Source organism: Paragemmobacter amnigenus (assembly GCF_009908265.2).
GTDB classification, from domain to species: domain Bacteria; phylum Pseudomonadota; class Alphaproteobacteria; order Rhodobacterales; family Rhodobacteraceae; genus Paragemmobacter; species Paragemmobacter amnigenus.
In genome coordinates this window covers 1-17,439 of sequence record NZ_JAAATX020000012.1, presented here as the reverse complement: position 1 = coordinate 17,439, position 17,439 = coordinate 1, and the positions used below count along the sequence as shown (strand labels likewise).

Below are 17,439 nucleotides of genomic sequence, written 5' to 3'. Positions count from 1 at the left end.
ACGCACAGGGAGAATACCGATGCCGGCACCCGGAGAGAACCTGCGGATCAATTCCGCGCGGCTGTGGGATAGCCTCGAGGAGATGGCGCTGGTCGGGCCGGGCGTGGCAGGCGGCTGCAACCGGCAGACCCTGACCGATGCCGACAGCGAGGGCCGGCACCTGTTCAAACGCTGGTGCGAGGCGGCGGGGATGGTCATGGGGGTCGACACCATGGGCAACATGTTCGCCACGCGGGCGGGGACGGACCCGGATGCGCTGCCGGTCTACATGGGCAGCCATCTGGATACGCAGCCGACGGGCGGGAAATATGATGGCGTGCTGGGGGTTCTGGGCGCGCTGGAGGTGGTGCGAACGATGAACGATCTTGGGGTGAAGACGCGCCGCCCCATCGTCGTGACCAACTGGACGAACGAGGAAGGCGCGCGGTTTGCGCCGGCCATGCTGGCGAGCGGGGTCTTTGCGGGCATCCATACCGAGGAATATGCCAAGGGCCGTCGCGATCTGGACGGCAAGGTCTTTGGCGAGGAATTGGCGCGCATCGGCTGGGTGGGCGACGAGAAGGTCGGCGCGCGCAAGATGCATGCGATGCTGGAGCTGCATATCGAGCAGGGGCCCATTCTGGAGGCCGAGGGCAAGACGATCGGGGTCGTCACCCACGGGCAGGGGCTGTGGTGGCTGGAGATCACGCTGACGGGGAAGGACGCGCATACCGGGTCCACGCCCATGCATATGCGGGTCAATGCGGGCCTTGGCATGGCGCGGATCACCGAGCGGGTGCATCAGATCGCGATGAGCCATCAGCCCAATGCCGTGGGCGCGGTGGGGCAGGTGAAGGTCTTCCCGAACAGCCGCAATGTCATTCCGGGCAAGGTGGTGTTCACCGTCGATATCCGCAGTCCCGAGCAGGGCAAGCTCGATGCGATGAAGGCCGAGGTGATCCGCGCGGCCCATGCGGTGGCGAAGGAGCTGGGTCTGGGCTGCGAGATCGAGGATGTGGGGCATTTCGACCCCGTCACCTTCGACCCCGGTCTGGTGGAGGTGGTGCGGGGCGCGGCGGAGCGGCTGGGATATTCGCACATGGATATCGTGTCGGGCGCGGGGCATGACGCCTGCTGGATCAACCGCGTGGCGCCGACGGTGATGGTGATGTGCCCCTGCGTGGACGGGCTTTCGCACAATGAGGCGGAGAGCATCTCGCCGGAATGGGCGGCGGCGGGGACGGATGTGCTGCTGCATGCCTGTCTGGACGTGGCGGAGGTGGTTTCCTGACTGACCCCCCGGGGGGCCGTCTGCCCCCCGGACCCCCCGAGGATATTTGAGAACAGATGAAGCCTGCGGGTTTCGAGAGGGAGAGAAGCGGATGAGCGCGACGATCATCAAGAACGGCACCGTCGTCACGGCGGACCTGTCCTACAAGGCGGATGTGCGGATCGAGGGGGGCAGGATCACCGAGATCGGCGCGAATCTGACGGGCGGGACGGAGCTGGATGCGACGGGGTGCTATGTGATGCCGGGGGGGATCGACCCGCATACGCATCTGGAAATGCCCTTCATGGGCACCTATTCGGCGGATGATTTCGAGAGCGGGACGCGCGCGGCGCTGTCGGGCGGGACGACGATGGTCGTCGATTTCATCCTGCCGGGGCAGGGGCAGGGGCTGATGGATGCCGCCCAGATGTGGCACAACAAGTCGGGCCGCGCGAATTGCGACTATTCCTACCACATGGCGGTGACATGGTGGGGCGAGAAGGTCTGGGAGGGCATGGAAGACAGCGTGAAGGCGGGGATCACCTCCTTCAAGCATTTCATGGCCTATAAGGGCGCGCTGATGGTGAATGACGACGAGCTGTTCTCGTCCTTCCGCCGCGTGGGCGATCTGGGCGGGCTGGCCATGGTCCATGCCGAGAATGGCGATGTGGTGGCGGAGCTGACGGCGAAGCTGCTGGCCGAGGGGAATACGGGGCCGGAGGGTCATGCCTACAGCCGCCCGCCGCAGGTGGAGGGGGAGGCGACGAACCGTGCCATCATGATCGCCGACATGGCGGGGGTGCCGCTCTATGTCGTGCACGTGTCCTGCGAGGATGCGCATGAGGCGATCCGGCGCGCGCGGCAGGCGGGCAAGCGGGTCTGGGGCGAGCCGCTGATCCAGCACCTGACGCTGGACGAGAGCGAGTATTTCCATCCCGACTGGGACCATGCGGCGCGGCGCGTGATGTCGCCGCCCTTCCGCAACAAGGAGCATCAGGCGTCGCTCTGGGCGGGGCTGATGTCGGGGTCGCTGTCCTGTGTGGCGACGGACCATTGTTCCTTTACCACCGAGCAGAAGCGGTTCGGGGTCGGCAATTTCGCGAAGATCCCGAACGGGACGGGGGGGCTGGAGGATCGTCTGCCGATGCTCTGGACCTACGGGGTGGGGACGGGGCGGCTGACGCCCAATGAATTCGTCGCCGTCACCTCGACCAATATCGCCAAGATCCTGAACCTGTACCCGAAGAAGGGGGCGGTTCTGGTGGGGGCGGATGCGGATCTGGTGGTGCTGGACCCCGAGAAGGAGAAGGTGATTTCCGCCAGCACCCAGCAATCGGCCATCGACTACAACGTCTTCGAGGGGCAGACGGTGAAGGGTCTGCCGCGTTACGTGCTGACGCGGGGGCAGGTGGCGATCGATGACGGGGCGGTGAAGACGCAGGAGGGCCACGGCCAGTTCGTGGGGCGCGAGGCGCGGCCTGCGGTGAACCGCGCGCTGAGCCAGTGGAAGGACCTGACCGCGCCGCGCCCCGTGGTGCGGACGGGGATTCCGGCGACGGGGGTGTGAGGTCAGTCCGTCCGGTCCTCTTCCGCTGCCGGTGGCGGCGGGGGGGCGAAGGTGAGGACGGGCGCGGTGAAGAGATCCTCGTCGAGGTCTTCGGCTGTCGGGGCGAAGGCGAGGGTGGGTTGCATGTGGCCTCCTGCGGTTTGCGGGGAGATGGGAAGGCGGCGGGACCGGGCCAAGCATGGCAGGGGCGCGCAACAGGATTGTGAAGGAACGTGACTGTGAAGGATGGGCGGGCGTGAAGGATACGGTCGGCATGGCGGCAGGCGCGCCGGTGATCGAGGCGAAGGGGCTGAACCTGACCTTCCAGACGGGGGACGGGCCGGTCCATGCGCTGAAGGATGTGAACCTGACGGTGAACCGGGGGGATTTCGTGTCCTTCATCGGGCCGTCGGGCTGTGGCAAGACCACCTTCCTGCGCTGTGTCGCGGCGCTGGAGCATCCGACGGGCGGCACGCTGACGGTGAACGGCATGACGCCCGACGAGGCGCGCAGGAAGCGGGCCTATGGCTATGTCTTTCAGGCGGCGGGGCTCTATCCGTGGCGGACGATTGCGGGCAACATCGCGCTGCCCTTGGAGATCATGGGGTTTTCCAAGGCCGAGCAGGCCGAGCGGATCGAGCGGGTGCTGGAGCTGGTGGAGCTCAAGGGGTTCGGCAAGAAGTTTCCGTGGCAGTTGTCGGGGGGGATGCAGCAGCGGGCGTCGATCGCGCGGGCCTTGGCCTTTGACGCGGATATCCTCTTGATGGACGAACCCTTCGGCGCGCTGGACGAGATCGTGCGCGACCGGCTGAACGAGGAATTGCTGAAGCTCTGGGCGGCGACGGGCAAGACCATCGGCTTTGTCACCCATTCGATCCCCGAGGCGGTGTATCTGTCCACCAAGATCGTGGTGATGTCCCCGCGTCCGGGGCGGATCACGGATGTGATCGACAGCCCCCTGCCGAAGGAGCGGCCGCTGGACATCCGCGACAGCCGCGAGTTCATCGAGATCGCGCATCGGGTGCGGGAAGGCTTGCGCGCGGGGCATGGCGATGAGGTGTGATCGGGTCGGACGCCCCCCCACCCCGACCCTCCCCCACGAGGGGGGAGGGGGGCGCGCAACTGCCGGCGTGGCGCGGGTGGATGGCGTTGCGGTTGGGTATTTGGGCCGAGATGAAGCCGGGGGGCGGGCATGAGCGCGGGGCTGATGCTGTGGCTTTCGGGGGCGATGGCGGCCTTTGTGGCGGCCAATTCCGTGCTGCGGGCCTATGCGGGGTCGGGGGCCTGGCCCACGCTGGGGCTGGCGCTGGGCTTCTTTCTGGTGGGAAACCTGATGATGGTGCGGCTGATGCGGGAGAGCGGGCTTGCGCTGGCGGTGTCGATTTCGTCGGTGGTGCAGCTGGTCGCGCTGGCGCTGATCGGGGTGTTGTGGTTCGGCGAGAAGCTGACCGGATTGCAGACGGCGGGCGTGGTGCTGGGGATCGTGGCGGTGGCGATGATCGCATGGCCGCAGGGAGTGCGGGGATGAGGGAGAAGGTGCTGCCCGTTCTGTCCGTGCTGGGGATCATCGTGGTGATCTGGTATGCGGCGGCGGTGTGGATGAATTCCACATGGGTCTATGATCAGGCCGAGCGGGCGGGCACGACCGTCAGCTTCGCCGAGATGGTGCCGCAGACCATGGCGCAGGACCGTCCCCTGCTGCCGCCGCCGCATCAGGTGGTGAAGGAATTGTGGAAGGGTGTGGCGGGGCAGGCGGTGACGTCAAAGCGCAGCCTTGTCTACCACGGCTTCGTCACCTTCCGCGGCACGATGATGGGCTTTGCGCTGGGGATCGTGATGGGGGTCGCGCTGGCCGTGTCCATCGTGCGCTTCCGCGTCATGGACATGTCGGTCATGCCCTGGGCCATCATCAGCCAGACCATTCCCATCGTGGCACTTGCGCCGATGATCCTGACCGTGTCGAACCAGTTGGGCATCGACAACCGCGAGGTTCCGAAGGCCATCATCTCGGCCTATCTGTCGTTCTTTCCGGTGCTGGTGAGCATGGTGAAGGGCCTGCGCTCGCCCGATGCGATGCAGCTTGACCTGCTGCGGACCTACAATGCCTCGGAAAGCGAGACGTTCTGGAAGCTGCGGCTGCCGGCGTCCATGCCCTATTTCTTTGCCTCGCTGAAGGTGGCGGTGGCGGCGGCGCTGATCGGGACGATCGTGGGCGAGTTGCCGACGGGCGCGATCGAGGGCTTGGGCGCGCGGATGCTGATCGGGTCGCAATTCGGCGAGCCGCTGATCATGTGGGCGGCGCTGTTCGCGTCGGCGATCCTTGCGGGGATGCTGATCGTCCTTGTCGGGACGGTGGAACAGGTGGCGCGGCGCAGGATGGGAGGTCCGGCATGATCTGGCTGGGAGGTGCCATCCTGTTCTGGCTTGCGGCCTGGGCGGTGAATGCCTCGGTCGCGGGATCGGCGGCGGGGCGCAGCCGCGCGGGGCGTGTCTTCGTGCCGCTGCTGTTCGGGATCACGGTTCTGGTGCTGTGGGAGGGGGTGGTGCGCGGCTTTGGCGTGCAGCCCGTCATCCTGCCCGCGCCGAGCGCGATCTGGGCGCGCATCGTCGCCTCGCCCGAGGTGCTCTGGGCGGATTTCGTGCAGACCGTGGTCAAGGGCGCGCTGACGGGCTTTGTCATGGGCGTGGGGGCGGCCTTTGCCATGGCCATCGCCATCGACCGCGTGCCCTTCCTGCAGCGCGGGCTCTTGCCCATCGGGAATTTCGTGGCGGCGCTGCCCATCGTGGGCCTCGCCCCCATCCTTGTGATGTGGTTCGGTTTCGACTGGCAGTCGAAGGCGGCGGTGGTTCTGGTCATGGTCTTCTTCCCCGTGCTGGTGAACCTTGTCGCGGGGTTGCAGGCGTCCGAGCGGATGCAGCGCGACCTGATGGCGACATGGGGGGCGGGCTACTGGCAGGCGCTGGTCAAGCTGCGGCTGCCTGCTGCCATGCCCTTCTTCTTCAACGGGTTGAAGATCGCCACCACGCTGGCGCTGATCGGGGCCATCGTTGCCGAATTTTTCGGCAGTCCCATCGTGGGCATGGGCTTTCGCATCTCGACCGAGGTGGGGCGGCTGGGGCTGGACATGGTCTGGGCAGAGATTGCGGTTGCGGCGCTGGCGGGGTCCGTCTTCTATGGCGCGGTGAGCGTGGTGGAGCGGTGGGTGACCTTCTGGCATCCGGCGCAAAGGCATTAAACGAAGGCCCGCAGGAAAGCGGGTCGCAACATGGAGGTTGAGACGATGAAGAAGTTTCTGACGGGTGCGCTTTTTGCCGCCATGGCGGCGGGCGCGGCGCAGGCCGAGGATGTGACGCTGCAGCTGAAATGGGTCACGCAGGCCCAGTTCGCGGGCTATTACGTGGCCAAGGACAAGGGGTTCTACGAGGAAGAGGGCCTGAACGTCACGATCAAGCCGGGCGGTCCGGACCTTGCGCCGCCGCAGGTGATCGCGGGCGGCGGGGCCGATGTGATCGTGGAATGGATGCCTGCAGCACTTGCCGCGCGGGAAAAGGGCGTGCCGCTGGTGAACATCGCCCAGCCCTTTGCAAGCTCGGGCATGATGCTGACCTGTCTGAAGGAGACGGGCATCCAGTCGCCGGCCGATTTCGCGGACAAGACGCTGGGCGTGTGGTTCTTCGGGAACGAATATCCCTTCCTGTCGTGGATGAGCCAGCTTGGCCTTGCCACCGACGGCAGCCCGGGCGGCGTGACGGTGCTGAAGCAGGGCTTCAACGTGGACCCGCTGCTGCAAAAGCAGGCGGCCTGCGTGTCGACCATGACCTATAACGAATACTGGCAGGTGATCGACGCGGGCATCAGCCCCGATGATCTGGTGACCTTCAAGTACGAGGATCAGGGCGTGGCGACGCTGGAGGACGGGCTTTACGTCCTCGAGGACCGTCTGGCGGATCCGGCCTTCCAGGAGACGATGGTGAAATTCGTCCGCGCCTCGATGAAGGGCTGGAAATACGCCGAGGCGAACCCCGACGAGGCGGCGATGATCGTGCTGGAGAATGACGAGACCGGCGCGCAGACCGAGAACCACCAGAAGCGCATGATGGGCGAGATTGCCAAGCTGACCGCAGGGTCGAACGGCGCGCTGGATGTGGCCGCGGCAGAGCGGACGGTGGCATCGCTGCTGTCGGGCGGGTCGGATCCCGTGATCTCGAAGGCGCCGGAAGGGGCGTGGACGAGCGCGATCACCGACAAGGCGCTGCAGTAACCGTCATCCGGTTACGGAGATCAGGGCGCGTCCGGAGCGATCCGGGCGCGCCTTTTTCCTTGGCCGCGGGACAGGGTTGAAGGACAGGGGTTTGTAAAGTTTTCCGCCCGCTGTAAAGTTCAGCCGCTTGCGGGAGGATGGCAGATGGCGATGACGGCGCTGACGGGAACGCGGCTGCGCGAGCGGCGGCAGGCGCTGGGGCTGCGGCAGGCCGAGGTGGCGGCGGCGGCGGGGGTTTCGGCGTCCTATCTGAACCTGATCGAACATAACCGGCGGCGCGTGTCGGGCACGGTGCTGGAGGCGCTGGCGGCGGTGCTGGGGGTCGATCCCGGCGTGCTGTCGGACGAGGCGGGGGCGGGCATCGTCGAGGACCTGCGCGCGGCGGCCGCGGCGGCGGGATCCGCGACGGGATCAGCGACGGGGGCCGAACTGGACCGCGCCGACGAATTCGCGGGGCGCTTTCCGGGCTGGGCCGCGACGGTCGTGGCGCTGGAGCGGCGGGCGGCGGGGCTGGAGCGGGCGGTGGAGGCGCTGAACGACCGCATGACGCATGACCCCCACCTGTCGGATTCGCTGCACGAGGTGCTGTCGGCGGTGGCCTCGGTCCGGTCGACGGCGGCGATTCTGGCCGAGACGCCGGATATCGAGCCGGAATGGCAGGCGCGGTTCCTGCGGAACCTGCATCAGGATAGCGAGCGGCTGGCGCAGGGGTCCGAGATGCTGGTGGCCTATCTGGACGGGTCGGACCTGTCCGAGGCGGCGGGGATCGCCACGCCGCAGGAAGAGATGGAGGGCTGGCTTGCCGCACGCGGCTGGCATCTGCCGGAACTGGAGGAGGGCGGCGAGGGGGAGGCCGCGCTGGAGCACGAGATCGGCGCGCTGGCTTCGGAGGCGGCGCGGGTGCTGGCGCGCGGCTTTGTCCTGCGCGCGGCCGAGGAGGCGCGGCAGATGCCGCTGGCCGCATTCAACCAGGTGCTGGCGGCCTGTGGCGGCGATCCGCTGCGGGTGGCGGCGCGATTCGGGGTTGAGGTGACGGCGGTGCTGCGGCGCATCGCGCTGCGCCCCGGTGCGGAGGAGGGGCTGGTCACCTGTGACGGGTCGGGGACGCTGACCTTCCGCAAGCCGGCGGCGGGATTTTCGCTGCCGCGTTTCGGCGCGGCCTGTCCGCTCTGGCCGCTTTATGCCGCGCTGGGGCGTCCGGGCAGCCCGGTGGCGGTGCTGGTCGAGACGGCGGGACGGCAGTCGCGGCGGTTCCGCGTGCTGGCGCAGAGCCGTCTGGTCCATCCCGACGGAATCGGCGGGGTGGAACTGCGCGAGGCGGCGATGCTGCTTGGTCCGGTGCTGCGCGACCAGCCGGGCGAGGTGGCGCTGCCGGTGGGGTCAAGCTGCCGCGTCTGCCCGCGCCGTGGCTGTCCGGCGCGGCGCGAACCGTCGATCCTTGGCACCGGCGGGGGAGAGGACAGCCCCTGAGACGGCGGATCATACGAAGGGAGTTTTGACACGCACCAAGGAATCGGGGCATCGTCGCGACAGAGACGGCAAGGGGCCATGGCGCGACGGGACAGGTCGCGTCGGGACGGCGCTGGCGGGGGAGTGGTTCTATGGCAGGTCATGTCCTTCTTATCGAGGACGAACCCAACATCGCCGAGGCGATCCGCTTTCTACTGGGACGGGACGGGATGCGGGTGTCGAGCCTGTCGGACGGTGTCGGTGCCGCCGAGGCGGTGCGCGAGGTGCGGCCCGATCTGGTGATCCTCGACCTGATGTTGCCGGGGTGTTCGGGGCTCGAGGTGCTGGCCGCGATCCGTGCCCATCCCGAGACCGGATCGACGCCCGTGCTGATGCTGACGGCCAAGGGGCAGGGACGCGACCGCGAGGCGGCCGAGAAGGCGGGTGTGGACCGCTTCATGACCAAGCCCTTTTCGAATGCCGAGATGCTGGCTTCGGTCCGCGAGCTTGTCCAGCGATGAGGGCGCGGCGCGCGCCCCTGTTCCTGAAGCGGCGCAGTTACCGGCGGCGCCGGTTGCGGGACGCCGCGCGGATGCTGCCGGTGGTGGGGCTGTTCCTGCTGATGCTGCCGATGCTCTGGGCCAATGGCAGCAGCGAGCGGCAGTCGACGGCCTGGGACGGTCTGTTCGTCTTTGCCGTCTGGTCGGGTCTGCTGGTGGCCGCGGCGGCGATGGCGCCGGGACTGTCCGAGGAACAGGGCGCCGATGGCGAGGGCGGGGCCGCGGCCGCCGGTCGCCCGCAAGATGACGCATAGCCATGCCCTTCAACCTGCTTGTCCTTGCCTGCCTGTCCTATGTGGTGCTGCTGTTCATCGTGGCCTTCGTGGCAGAGCGGCGGGCGGCACTGGGGCGGATCGGCTGGCTGCGGTCGCCGGTCGTCTATACGCTGTCGCTGTCGATTTATTGCACCGCTTGGACGTTTTACGGGGCGGTGGGCTATGCCGCGCGGTCGGGGCTGGAATTCGTCACGATCTATCTGGGGCCGACCATCGTCTTCGTGGGCTGGTGGCTGCTGCTGCGCAAGCTGGTGCGGATCGGGCGGCAGCAGCGGGTGACGTCCATCGCGGACCTCGTCTCGTCGCGCTTTGGCAAGTCGAACCTGCTGGGCGTGGTGGTCACGGCCCTGGCCGTGGTGGCGGCGACCCCCTATATCGCGCTGCAACTGCAATCGGTGACGCTGTCCTTCGGCGTCTTTGCCAGTGGCACGCCCGAGGGATGGGCGCTGCCCGACCGTGATGCCACGGCTATCTGGGTCGCGGGCGGGCTTGCGCTGTTCACCATCCTGTTCGGCACGCGCAATCTGGACGCCAAGGAGCAGCATCACGGCGTGGTTCTGGCCATCGCGGTCGAGGCGGTGGTGAAGCTGGTCGCTCTTCTGGCGGTGGGGATCTTCGTCGTCTGGGGGCTGGGGGGCGGGCCTGCGGCGGTTTTCGCGCGCATCGACGCCTCGGCCATCGGGGAATGGCAGGTGCAGCCGGGGCGGTGGACGGGGCTGATCTTCGTCTCGGCCGCCGCGGTGATCTGCCTGCCGCGCATGTTTCAGGTCATGGTGGTGGAGGACGGGGACGAGCGGCACATGGCGCTGGCGAGCTGGGCCTTCCCTCTGTATCTGCTGTTGATGAGCCTGTTCATCGTGCCCATCGCTGTGGTGGGGCTGGAGCGGATGCCCGCAGGGGCCAATCCCGACATGTTCGTGCTGACGCTGCCGCTGGCCGAGGGGCAGGGGGCGCTGGCGATGCTGGCTTTCCTTGGCGGGTTTTCCTCGGCCACGTCGATGGTGATCGTGGAATCGATCGCGCTGGCCACCATGGTGTCGAACCATGTGGTTATGCCGCTCTGGCTGCGGCTGCGCCCGAAGGCGGCCATTTCGGGCGATGTGCGGCGGATCGTCCTTCTGTCGCGGCGGCTGGCCATCGTGGGCGTGCTGACGCTGGGCTATCTTTATTACCGCATGTCGGGGGGATCGGCGGCGCTGGCCTCGATCGGGCTGATCGCCTTTGTGGGCATGGCGCAGGTGCTGCCGGTGCTGGTGGGCGGGCTGTACTGGCGCGGGGCCACCAAGGCCGGTGCGGTGGCGGGGTTGCTCTGCGGCTTTGCCGTCTGGGCCTTCACGCTGTACCTGCCGTCCTTCGGGCCGGATGCGGCGCTGTCGGCGGCGACCTTCGAGCAGGGACTGGGCGGCATCGGCTGGCTGCGTCCGCAGGGGCTGTTCGGGGTCGAGGCGATGGACCCGCTGTTGCATGCGCTGTTCTGGTCGCTGTCGCTGAACACCGCCGCCTTCTGCCTGTTCTCGCTGCTGACCTTTCCCGGTCCGGTGGAGCGGATGCAGGGCGCGGCTTTCGTCAATGTCTTCGATGCCGAATCCGCCGGAAGCCTGGGCTGGTCGCGCGGGCGGGCAGAGCCCGAGGCGCTTCTGGTCATGGCGCAGCGCATTCTGGGGGACGAGAACGCGCTGGCGCTCTTTGCGTCGGAGGCGCGGGCGCAGGGCAAGGAAGGGTTCCTGCCCGATGCCACCCCCGATTTCGTGGCGGGGCTGGAGCGGCGGCTGGCCGGTTCGGTGGGGGCGGCCACGGCCCATGCGATGATCAGCCAGATCGTCGGGCGCGCCACCGTGTCGGTCGAGGACCTGATGGCGGTGGCCAACGAGACCGCGCAGATCATGGAATATTCCGCGCGGCTGGAGGCCCAGCAGGAGGAACTGACCCGCACCGCGACCCAGCTGCGCGAGGCGAACGAGAAGTTGCAGCAGCTTTCGGTGCAGAAGGATGCCTTCCTGAGCCAGATCAGCCACGAGTTGCGGACACCCATGACCTCGATCCGCGCCTTTTCCGAAATCCTGACCGAAGGCGACCTGCCGCCCGAGATCGTGGCGAATTATGGCCGCATCATCCATGAGGAGGCGATCCGCCTGACCCGCCTGCTGGACGATCTTCTGGACCTGTCGGTGCTGGAGAACGGGTCGGTGCAGTTGAATGTCGGGGTGGCCAATATCCAGCAGCTGATCGACCGCGCGCTGGCGGCGGCGGGGCAGTCGCGGCCCGAGCGGAATTTCCTGATCGTCCGCGATCTTCCGGCCGAGAACATCTTTGTCCGCACCGATCCGGACCGGCTGGTGCAGGTCTTCATCAACCTTGTCTCCAACGCGCGGAAATATTGCGACGCCAAGGAGCCGGAGCTGCGGATCAAGGTGCGCCAGCGCGCGGGGCGGGTGTCGGTGGATTTCATCGACAACGGATCGGGCATCCCCAAGCAGAACCAGGCCATCATCTTCGAGAAATTCGCCCGCTTGACCGACCAGACCCGCGCGGGCGGGGCCGGGCTGGGGCTGGCGATCTGCCGCGAGGTGATGGCCAATCTGGGGGGGGCGATCAACTATCTGCCGGGGCAGGGCGGTGCGGCCTTCCGCGTGACGCTGCCGCTGCGGCTGGACCGCAAGGCCGCTTAACCCCGCCTTAACCGCCCGCGCGCAAGGATCGGGCAGGGCATTGGGGTGGACAGGTGGCGATGGCCTTGATTCGCGCAAGACGGCAGGACAGCGGGGCAGAGGTGGCGCAGGGCGGGCTGGCCGATCTGGCCGCGCGGGCATGGACGCTGGCCGTCGCGCGGGCCGGGCAGGACGAGCTGGGGGTGAGTGTCGAGTTGCGCGGGGTGACGGTGGAACGCCGGATGCTGGCGGAACTGGCCGAGATGCTGCCCGAACGGGCGCTGATCGCGGTGCTGGACGAAGGCGCGGGCGATGCCACGGGCGTCGCCGTTCTGGACGCCGACCTGATGGCGGGGATGGTCGAGGCGCTGACCACCGGCGCGGTGGCGGCGGCGGGCGAGGGGGGCGCGCGGCGGCCCACCCGCACCGATGCGGCGCTGCTGGCACCCGTGCTGGACCGCGCGCTGGCGGGGTTCGAGGCGGCGCTGGCCTCGGCCGAAGGGGTGGACCTGCCGCCGCGCGGATACCGCTTTGCCACCACGGCCGACGGGGCGCGCACGCTGTCGCTGCTGCTGGAGGACGGGCCCTATCGCGTGCTGCGGGCCGACTGCCTGCTGGCGGGCGAGGCGCGGCGGGGCGCACTGCTGCTGGGCCTGCCCGACAGGCGGGCGGCAGCGGTGCCCGCGGCACCGGTCGTCGAAGATGACGGCTTCACCGCCGAACTGGCCCGACAGGTCGAAGGCGCGCAGGTGCGGCTGGATGCGGTGCTGTGGCGTCTGACATTGCCCTTGGGCGAGACGATGGCATTGCAGGCGGGGATGGAGCTTGCCCTGCCGCGCGCCGATATCCGCCGTGTCGGATTGGAGGGGATGGACGGCCGCCGTCTGGCCGAGGGGCGGCTGGGCCGTCAGGGCGGGCTGCGCGCGATCCGGCTGGATGGCCCGCCCGAAGGCGCGGCCCTGCTGCCCGGGGGGTGACGGCGCGGGTCAGGTGCCCTGCGCCAGTTGCTCCAGCGTCGGGCGCAGGTGTTCCAGCTGATAGCCGAAGCGGGCGGGAATGCCGATCAGCTCATCCGCCGGCATCTGGCCCGCATGGGCCAGTGCCCAGACAACGGAGGAGCGGTTGCCGCTGGCGCAATAGGCGAAGACGGGGCCGGAGGCCGCCTCGATCGCCGCGCGCTGCGTGGCCACGTTGTCCATCGTCAGCGCGCCGCCGATCACCGGATTGGCGACGAAGGTCAGACCCAGCGCCTCGGCCGCGGCCTGCATGACGGGGGTGTGCAGGTCGGCGGGGATTTCACCGTCGGGGCGGTTGTCGATGATGGTGGTATACCCCGCCGCCTTGATCGCGGGCAGGTCCGCCGGATCGATCTGCGGCGAGACGGCATAGTCGGGGGTCAGGGCGCGGATATCCATCAGGTCCTCGGGGCGTTTGTGATCCGGTCGAGCCGCGCCTTGGCGGCCGGTGCCGCGACCATACCCCCGAGCATCGCCAGAAGGAAGACCACACCGCCCGTCCCGCCATAGCCGAGCGAGGCCAGCGCCGGGCCGGGGCAGAGCCCCGCCAGCGCCCAGCCCGCCCCGAAGAGGGTGGAACCGACGACCAGCTTGGCATCCACCGGAGTCTCGCCCCGCGCAGGCATGGGCGTGCCCAGAAGCGCCGTCCGGCGGCGCGCGGCGACCAGCCATGCCGCGATCATGGGCAGGATCGCGCCGCCCATCACGAAGGCGAGCGTGGGGTCCCAGTCGCCGAAGACATCCAGCCAGCCCTGCACCCGCGTCGTGTCGGTCATGCCCGACAGCCACAGCCCCGTGCCGAAGACCGCCCCGCAAAGAAGCGCCGAGACGAGCCGCGCCATCACACCCACCCCAGAAGATGCCGCGCGACCGCCATCACCAGACCGCCCGCGAGGATGTAGAAGACCGTCGCTACGATCCCGCGCAGCGACAGGCGCGAGATGCCGCAGACCCCGTGGCCCGAGGTGCAGCCATTGGCCATCCGCGTGCCCAGCCCCACCAGCAGCCCGCCTGCGATCACCACGGCCCAGTTGCCCGTCAGATGCGTTTCGGCCCCGCCTGCCAGCCATGCGACCAGCGCGGGGAATGCCACCAGCCCCGCAAGGAAGGCCGCGCGTTCGGCCCATGTGTCGCGCCCCGATCCGTCGACCAACCCGCCGACGATGCCCGATGCGCCCATGATGCGCCCGTTGACCAGCAGATAGCCCGCCGCCGCGCCGCCGATCAGCAGCCCGCCCAGCAGGCCCCAGAGCCATGCGATATCGAATTCCATGCGATCTTCCCCATTGCCGCCCCGCAGCGGGCGGCGTGCAGCGCAGATGGCGGCTTGCCCCGCCGCCGTCAAGGAGCCGAAAGGCGGGTCAGAGCCCGTTGATCGGCACCTTCAGATAGGCGGTGCCGTTCTCCTCGGGCTCGGGCATCTGGCCTGCGCGCATGTTGATCTGGAGCGAGGGGATGATGAGCCGGGGCATGGCCAGCGTCGCGTCGCGCGCCTGCCGCAGCGCCACGAAATCGGCCTTGGACTTGCCCGCGCCGACATGGACGTTCATCGCCTTCTGCTCGCCCACGGTGGATTCCCAGGCATAGGCGTCGCGCCCCGGGGCCTTGTAGTCGTGGCCGACGAAGATGCGGGTGGCGTCGGGTAGGGACAGGATGCGCTGGACGCTGTCGAACATCGTATCCGCCGACCCGCCGGGAAAGTCGCAGCGGGCCGTGCCGAAATCGGGCATGAAGAGCGTGTCGCCCACAAAGGCCGCGTCCCCGATGACATAGGTCAGACAGGCCGGCGTATGGCCCGGCGTGTGCATCACATCCACGCGCATCTGACCGATCATCAGGCTGTCGCCGTCGCGGAACAGGCGGTCGAATTGCGATCCGTCGCGCTGGAAGCGGGTGCCTTCGTTGAAGATCTTGCCGAAGGTTTCCTGCACGACCGTGATCCGCTCGCCGATGCCGATGCGACCGCCCAGACGTTCCTGGATATAGGGCGCGGCCGAGAGGTGGTCGGCATGGACATGGGTTTCGAGGATCCACTGCAGGTCCAGCCCGCGCTCGCGCACGAAGGCCACCACCGCATCGGCCGAGCGGGTGTCGGTCCGGCCCGAGGCATAGTCGAAGTCCAGCACCGAATCGATCACCGCGCAGGCGCGGCCTTCGGGTTCCTGCACGACATAGGTCAGGGTGTTCGTCGCCTCGTCGAAAAAGGCATGGACGGCGGGTTGCATCCTCGGTCTCTCCCTTGCGGCCGTGGCATCTGCCTTGGCAGATGGGTATCGGGGAAAGATATCACAAGTCCTGAATATGACAAAACCGGCGGCACTTGATCAGGGTCAAGGCGGGGGCGGGGCGTTTCGTTAACCTTCCGTTCCAAGACTGACGGAGGACGAGATGGCATCGGTGGCGGAACGCAAGACACAGCTTGAGGCGCGGCTGGCGGACCTGAGGGGGCGGCTGGCGGGGATCGAGGCCGAGCTTGATTCGCACAATGCCGCGGACTGGGAGGAACTCGCCACCGAGCGCGAGGGGGACGAGGTGCTGGAAGGCATGGGCATCAGCGGCCAGCAGGAAATCCGCATGATCGAGGCCGCGCTTGGCCGGATCGCGAGCGGGGATTACGGATTTTGCGCGAAATGCGGACAGGCGATCGGCGAGCAGCGGCTGGATGTGCTGCCCTTTACGCCCTTCTGCCGCGATTGCGCGTCATGACGGGGGGAAAGATCATGGCGGGAACGGGGGCAGGAACGGGCGTGACGGAGATGGCCGCGCTGATGGGCGCGACGGTCGAGGCGGCGGCCAATGCACAGGCGATGGGCCTGTCGCTGCTGAAGGCAGAGATGGCCGCGCTGGCGCAGATGATGCCCGGGCAAGGGAGCGACCCCGTGACAGAGGCGCGCCGCGCCGCCGAAGAGGCGGAAATCGAGGCCGGATTCGACAACATGCCGGTCTGAAACCCGGGGCTTGGCATTGCCAAGCCCGCGCCGAACCCCCTTAATGGGCCCAAAACGGGCAGGGTGGCAGTTGGGCATGGCAGAGGCGGGCGGGCAGGTGGTGCGGATCACGCGCATCGGGGCCCTTCTGGAAATCCGGATCGCGCATCCGCCGGTCAACGCCTTGGGGCCCGAGGTGCGGCGGGCCCTGTCGGGGGCGCTGGACGTGGCCGAGCGGGACAATTCCGCCGCAGTCCTCCTGCGCGGCGAGGGGGGCGTGTTTTCCGCCGGTCAGGACATGGCCGAACCCCTGTCGGGCGGCACAGTGCCCGGGCTGCACAGCTTGTGCGACCGGATCGAGGCGATGGACAAGCCCGTGGTGGCCTATCTCTCGGGCGCGGCGCTGGGGGGCGGGCTGGAGCTTGCCCTTGCCGCCCATCTGCGGCTGGCCGATGACAGCGTGCAGGTGGCCTTGCCCGATGTGCATCTGGGCCTGACGCCCTGCGCGGGAGGCACGCAGCGCCTGCCGCGCCTTGCGGGGCCTGCGGTGGCGCTTGACCTGCTGCTGTCCGGGCGGGTTCTGGGCGCGGCAGAGGCGCTGGCGCTGGGGCTGGTGGACCGTGTGCTGACCGGCGATCCCGATGCCGAATTGCGCGACGCAGCGGAGGCGCTGGTTGCCGCCGGATCATGGCAGCGCACGGGCGACAGGCGCGACGGCTTTCGCGATCCGGCCGCGTGGCGTCTGGCCATCGATGCCGCGCGCGAGGCGCAGCGTGGCCAGAGGTCGGGCGCGGCGCGGCGGATCGTCGATTGCGTCGAGGCGGCGCTACTTTTGCCCTATGAACAGGGGCTGGCCTTCGAACGGGCTGCCCATGGCGATCTGGCCGCCACGCCCGAGGCGGCGGGGCTGCGCCATGCCTTCCGCGCCGACCGCGCCGCGCGCCGTCTGCCGCGCAACGTGGCCGCCGTGTCGTCTGCGGTTCCGCAGCGCCTGTCGGTCTGGGGAACGGGGCGGGGGGCCATCGCCGTGGTGCGGGCCGCGTTGCAATCGGGCATGGCGGTGCAACTGGCCGAGGCGGGGCGCGCGGAACTGGTCGCCGCGCTGGAAGCCATCGCCGAGGCGCAGGAGGCCGATGTCGCGGCGGGGCGGATGACGGCCAGCGCGCGGGATGCCGACTGGGCGCGGCTGACACCCGCCGTGGGGCAGGCGCGGCTGGGCGAGGCCGAGGTGGTGCTGACCACGCGCGACGATCTGGCGCTGCCCGCCCCGCGCACCGTTCTGGCGCTGGAGGTGGGGCCGCCCAAGGGGGGCATTGCCGTGACGCCGCTTGTGGCAGGGCCGGGATTGGCGGAACTGGCGGTCCTGTCGCCGGACGTGGCGCCCGCGCGGGCGGCGCAGGCGGTGGCGCTGGCCCGCCGCATCGGCTGGGACGTGGTGCCGACGGGGCCGGGGGGGCCGGTGGCGGTGCATCTGGCGACCGCGCTGGCCGGTGCGGTGGCGCATCTG

The 17,439-nt window shown here is 68.7% G+C and carries 20 protein-coding genes; 15 read left to right on the top strand and 5 right to left on the bottom strand.

Annotated features, from left to right (window positions below; genetic code table 11):
* Positions 1-19: 19 nt before the first annotated feature.
* Together GU927_RS16230 and hydA are read left to right on the top strand one after the other, a co-directional pair.
* A complete protein-coding gene (locus GU927_RS16230) occupies positions 20-1,270 on the top strand; it encodes a Zn-dependent hydrolase (protein ID WP_161763506.1) in 1,251 nt (416 codons plus the stop codon).
* Positions 1,271-1,361: 91 nt separating this feature from the next.
* Entirely contained in the window at positions 1,362-2,816 is a 1,455-nt protein-coding gene (gene hydA, locus GU927_RS16225; protein WP_161763505.1) for a dihydropyrimidinase, read from the top strand.
* A 2-nt stretch (positions 2,817-2,818) separates the two neighbouring features.
* Here hydA and GU927_RS20525 read toward each other — a convergent pair whose 3' ends face one another.
* The gene (locus tag GU927_RS20525) at positions 2,819-2,941 is read right to left on the bottom strand and encodes a hypothetical protein (protein ID WP_269770135.1); all 123 of its coding nucleotides are present in this window, start codon (positions 2,939-2,941) and stop codon (positions 2,819-2,821) included.
* A gap of 128 nt (positions 2,942-3,069) precedes the next feature.
* On the opposite strand from GU927_RS20525, the gene GU927_RS16220 reads away from it, so the two are divergent.
* The 10 genes from GU927_RS16220 (at position 3,070) to GU927_RS16175 (ending at position 12,966) form a co-directional block, all read left to right on the top strand.
* Complete coding sequence (locus GU927_RS16220) at positions 3,070-3,858, top strand: ABC transporter ATP-binding protein (RefSeq protein WP_161763634.1); 789 nt, start codon at positions 3,070-3,072, stop codon at positions 3,856-3,858.
* 129 nt (positions 3,859-3,987) lie between these two features.
* Positions 3,988-4,323, top strand: a complete 336-nt coding sequence (locus GU927_RS16215) for a hypothetical protein (RefSeq protein ID WP_161763504.1) — start codon at positions 3,988-3,990, stop codon at positions 4,321-4,323.
* On the top strand, positions 4,320-5,189 hold the full coding sequence (locus tag GU927_RS16210; RefSeq protein WP_161763503.1) for an ABC transporter permease: 870 nt from the start codon (positions 4,320-4,322) through the stop codon (positions 5,187-5,189). The genes GU927_RS16215 and GU927_RS16210 overlap by 4 nt, the downstream gene beginning before the upstream one ends.
* Positions 5,186-6,031, top strand: a complete 846-nt coding sequence (locus GU927_RS16205) for an ABC transporter permease (protein ID WP_161763502.1) — start codon at positions 5,186-5,188, stop codon at positions 6,029-6,031. The genes GU927_RS16210 and GU927_RS16205 overlap by 4 nt, the downstream gene beginning before the upstream one ends.
* 45 nt (positions 6,032-6,076) lie before the next feature.
* On the top strand, positions 6,077-7,057 hold the full coding sequence (locus GU927_RS16200) for an ABC transporter substrate-binding protein (protein WP_161763501.1): 981 nt from the start codon (positions 6,077-6,079) through the stop codon (positions 7,055-7,057).
* 144 nt (positions 7,058-7,201) lie between these two features.
* A complete protein-coding gene (locus GU927_RS16195; RefSeq protein ID WP_161763500.1) occupies positions 7,202-8,527 on the top strand; it encodes a helix-turn-helix transcriptional regulator in 1,326 nt (441 codons plus the stop codon).
* 131 nt (positions 8,528-8,658) lie between these two features.
* Entirely contained in the window at positions 8,659-9,027 is a 369-nt protein-coding gene (locus GU927_RS16190) for a response regulator transcription factor (RefSeq protein WP_161763499.1), read from the top strand.
* On the top strand, positions 9,024-9,320 hold the full coding sequence (locus tag GU927_RS16185; protein WP_161763498.1) for a hypothetical protein: 297 nt from the start codon (positions 9,024-9,026) through the stop codon (positions 9,318-9,320). The genes GU927_RS16190 and GU927_RS16185 overlap by 4 nt, the downstream gene beginning before the upstream one ends.
* A gap of 2 nt (positions 9,321-9,322) precedes the next feature.
* On the top strand, positions 9,323-12,010 hold the full coding sequence (locus GU927_RS16180) for an ATP-binding protein (protein ID WP_161763497.1): 2,688 nt from the start codon (positions 9,323-9,325) through the stop codon (positions 12,008-12,010).
* A 59-nt stretch (positions 12,011-12,069) separates the two neighbouring features.
* Positions 12,070-12,966 carry a FliM/FliN family flagellar motor switch protein gene (locus tag GU927_RS16175; protein WP_161763496.1) on the top strand — a complete coding sequence of 299 codons (897 nt, stop codon included), beginning with the start codon at positions 12,070-12,072 and terminating at the stop codon, positions 12,964-12,966.
* A 9-nt stretch (positions 12,967-12,975) separates the two neighbouring features.
* Here the strand turns inward: GU927_RS16175 and GU927_RS16170 are convergent, their stop codons facing one another.
* The 4 genes from GU927_RS16170 to GU927_RS16155 form a co-directional block, all read right to left on the bottom strand.
* A complete protein-coding gene (locus tag GU927_RS16170; RefSeq protein WP_161763495.1) occupies positions 12,976-13,404 on the bottom strand; it encodes a TIGR01244 family sulfur transferase in 429 nt (142 codons plus the stop codon).
* Positions 13,404-13,847 carry a DUF6691 family protein gene (locus GU927_RS16165; RefSeq protein WP_161763494.1) on the bottom strand — a complete coding sequence of 148 codons (444 nt, stop codon included), beginning with the start codon at positions 13,845-13,847 and terminating at the stop codon, positions 13,404-13,406. Before GU927_RS16165 ends, GU927_RS16170 begins: the two co-directional genes overlap by 1 nt.
* Positions 13,847-14,278 carry a YeeE/YedE family protein gene (locus tag GU927_RS16160; RefSeq protein WP_161763493.1) on the bottom strand — a complete coding sequence of 144 codons (432 nt, stop codon included), beginning with the start codon at positions 14,276-14,278 and terminating at the stop codon, positions 13,847-13,849. The genes GU927_RS16165 and GU927_RS16160 overlap by 1 nt, the downstream gene beginning before the upstream one ends.
* An 88-nt stretch (positions 14,279-14,366) precedes the next feature.
* On the bottom strand, positions 14,367-15,230 hold the full coding sequence (locus GU927_RS16155) for an MBL fold metallo-hydrolase (protein ID WP_161763492.1): 864 nt from the start codon (positions 15,228-15,230) through the stop codon (positions 14,367-14,369).
* Positions 15,231-15,393: 163 nt separating this feature from the next.
* Here GU927_RS16155 and GU927_RS16150 point away from each other — a divergent pair, with 163 nt between their 5' ends.
* The 3 genes from GU927_RS16150 to GU927_RS16140 form a co-directional block, all read left to right on the top strand.
* The gene (locus GU927_RS16150; protein ID WP_161763491.1) at positions 15,394-15,711 is read left to right on the top strand and encodes a TraR/DksA family transcriptional regulator; all 318 of its coding nucleotides are present in this window, start codon (positions 15,394-15,396) and stop codon (positions 15,709-15,711) included.
* Positions 15,708-15,953 carry a hypothetical protein gene (locus GU927_RS16145; protein ID WP_161763490.1) on the top strand — a complete coding sequence of 82 codons (246 nt, stop codon included), beginning with the start codon at positions 15,708-15,710 and terminating at the stop codon, positions 15,951-15,953. The genes GU927_RS16150 and GU927_RS16145 overlap by 4 nt, the downstream gene beginning before the upstream one ends.
* Positions 15,954-15,996: 43 nt before the next feature.
* On the top strand, positions 15,997-17,439 hold a 1,443-nt coding region (locus GU927_RS16140), incomplete at its 3' end, for an enoyl-CoA hydratase/isomerase family protein (RefSeq protein WP_217765708.1).

What these genes read in the sequence shown, in the direction of transcription:
- GU927_RS16230 (WP_161763506.1), top strand. Translation starts at nt 20, where the DNA reads ATGCCGGCACCCGGAGAGAACCTGCGGATCAATTCCGCGCGGCTGTGG.
- hydA (WP_161763505.1), top strand. Translation starts at nt 1,362, where the DNA reads ATGAGCGCGACGATCATCAAGAACGGCACCGTCGTCACGGCGGACCTG.
- GU927_RS20525 (WP_269770135.1), bottom strand. Translation starts at nt 2,941, where the DNA reads ATGCAACCCACCCTCGCCTTCGCCCCGACAGCCGAAGACCTCGACGAG.
- GU927_RS16220 (WP_161763634.1), top strand. Translation starts at nt 3,070, where the DNA reads ATGGCGGCAGGCGCGCCGGTGATCGAGGCGAAGGGGCTGAACCTGACC.
- GU927_RS16215 (WP_161763504.1), top strand. Translation starts at nt 3,988, where the DNA reads ATGAGCGCGGGGCTGATGCTGTGGCTTTCGGGGGCGATGGCGGCCTTT.
- GU927_RS16210 (WP_161763503.1), top strand. Translation starts at nt 4,320, where the DNA reads ATGAGGGAGAAGGTGCTGCCCGTTCTGTCCGTGCTGGGGATCATCGTG.
- GU927_RS16205 (WP_161763502.1), top strand. Translation starts at nt 5,186, where the DNA reads ATGATCTGGCTGGGAGGTGCCATCCTGTTCTGGCTTGCGGCCTGGGCG.
- GU927_RS16200 (WP_161763501.1), top strand. Translation starts at nt 6,077, where the DNA reads ATGAAGAAGTTTCTGACGGGTGCGCTTTTTGCCGCCATGGCGGCGGGC.
- GU927_RS16195 (WP_161763500.1), top strand. Translation starts at nt 7,202, where the DNA reads ATGGCGATGACGGCGCTGACGGGAACGCGGCTGCGCGAGCGGCGGCAG.
- GU927_RS16190 (WP_161763499.1), top strand. Translation starts at nt 8,659, where the DNA reads ATGGCAGGTCATGTCCTTCTTATCGAGGACGAACCCAACATCGCCGAG.
- GU927_RS16185 (WP_161763498.1), top strand. Translation starts at nt 9,024, where the DNA reads ATGAGGGCGCGGCGCGCGCCCCTGTTCCTGAAGCGGCGCAGTTACCGG.
- GU927_RS16180 (WP_161763497.1), top strand. Translation starts at nt 9,323, where the DNA reads ATGCCCTTCAACCTGCTTGTCCTTGCCTGCCTGTCCTATGTGGTGCTG.
- GU927_RS16175 (WP_161763496.1), top strand. Translation starts at nt 12,070, where the DNA reads ATGGCCTTGATTCGCGCAAGACGGCAGGACAGCGGGGCAGAGGTGGCG.
- GU927_RS16170 (WP_161763495.1), bottom strand. Translation starts at nt 13,404, where the DNA reads ATGGATATCCGCGCCCTGACCCCCGACTATGCCGTCTCGCCGCAGATC.
- GU927_RS16165 (WP_161763494.1), bottom strand. Translation starts at nt 13,847, where the DNA reads ATGGCGCGGCTCGTCTCGGCGCTTCTTTGCGGGGCGGTCTTCGGCACG.
- GU927_RS16160 (WP_161763493.1), bottom strand. Translation starts at nt 14,278, where the DNA reads ATGGAATTCGATATCGCATGGCTCTGGGGCCTGCTGGGCGGGCTGCTG.
- GU927_RS16155 (WP_161763492.1), bottom strand. Translation starts at nt 15,230, where the DNA reads ATGCAACCCGCCGTCCATGCCTTTTTCGACGAGGCGACGAACACCCTG.
- GU927_RS16150 (WP_161763491.1), top strand. Translation starts at nt 15,394, where the DNA reads ATGGCATCGGTGGCGGAACGCAAGACACAGCTTGAGGCGCGGCTGGCG.
- GU927_RS16145 (WP_161763490.1), top strand. Translation starts at nt 15,708, where the DNA reads ATGACGGGGGGAAAGATCATGGCGGGAACGGGGGCAGGAACGGGCGTG.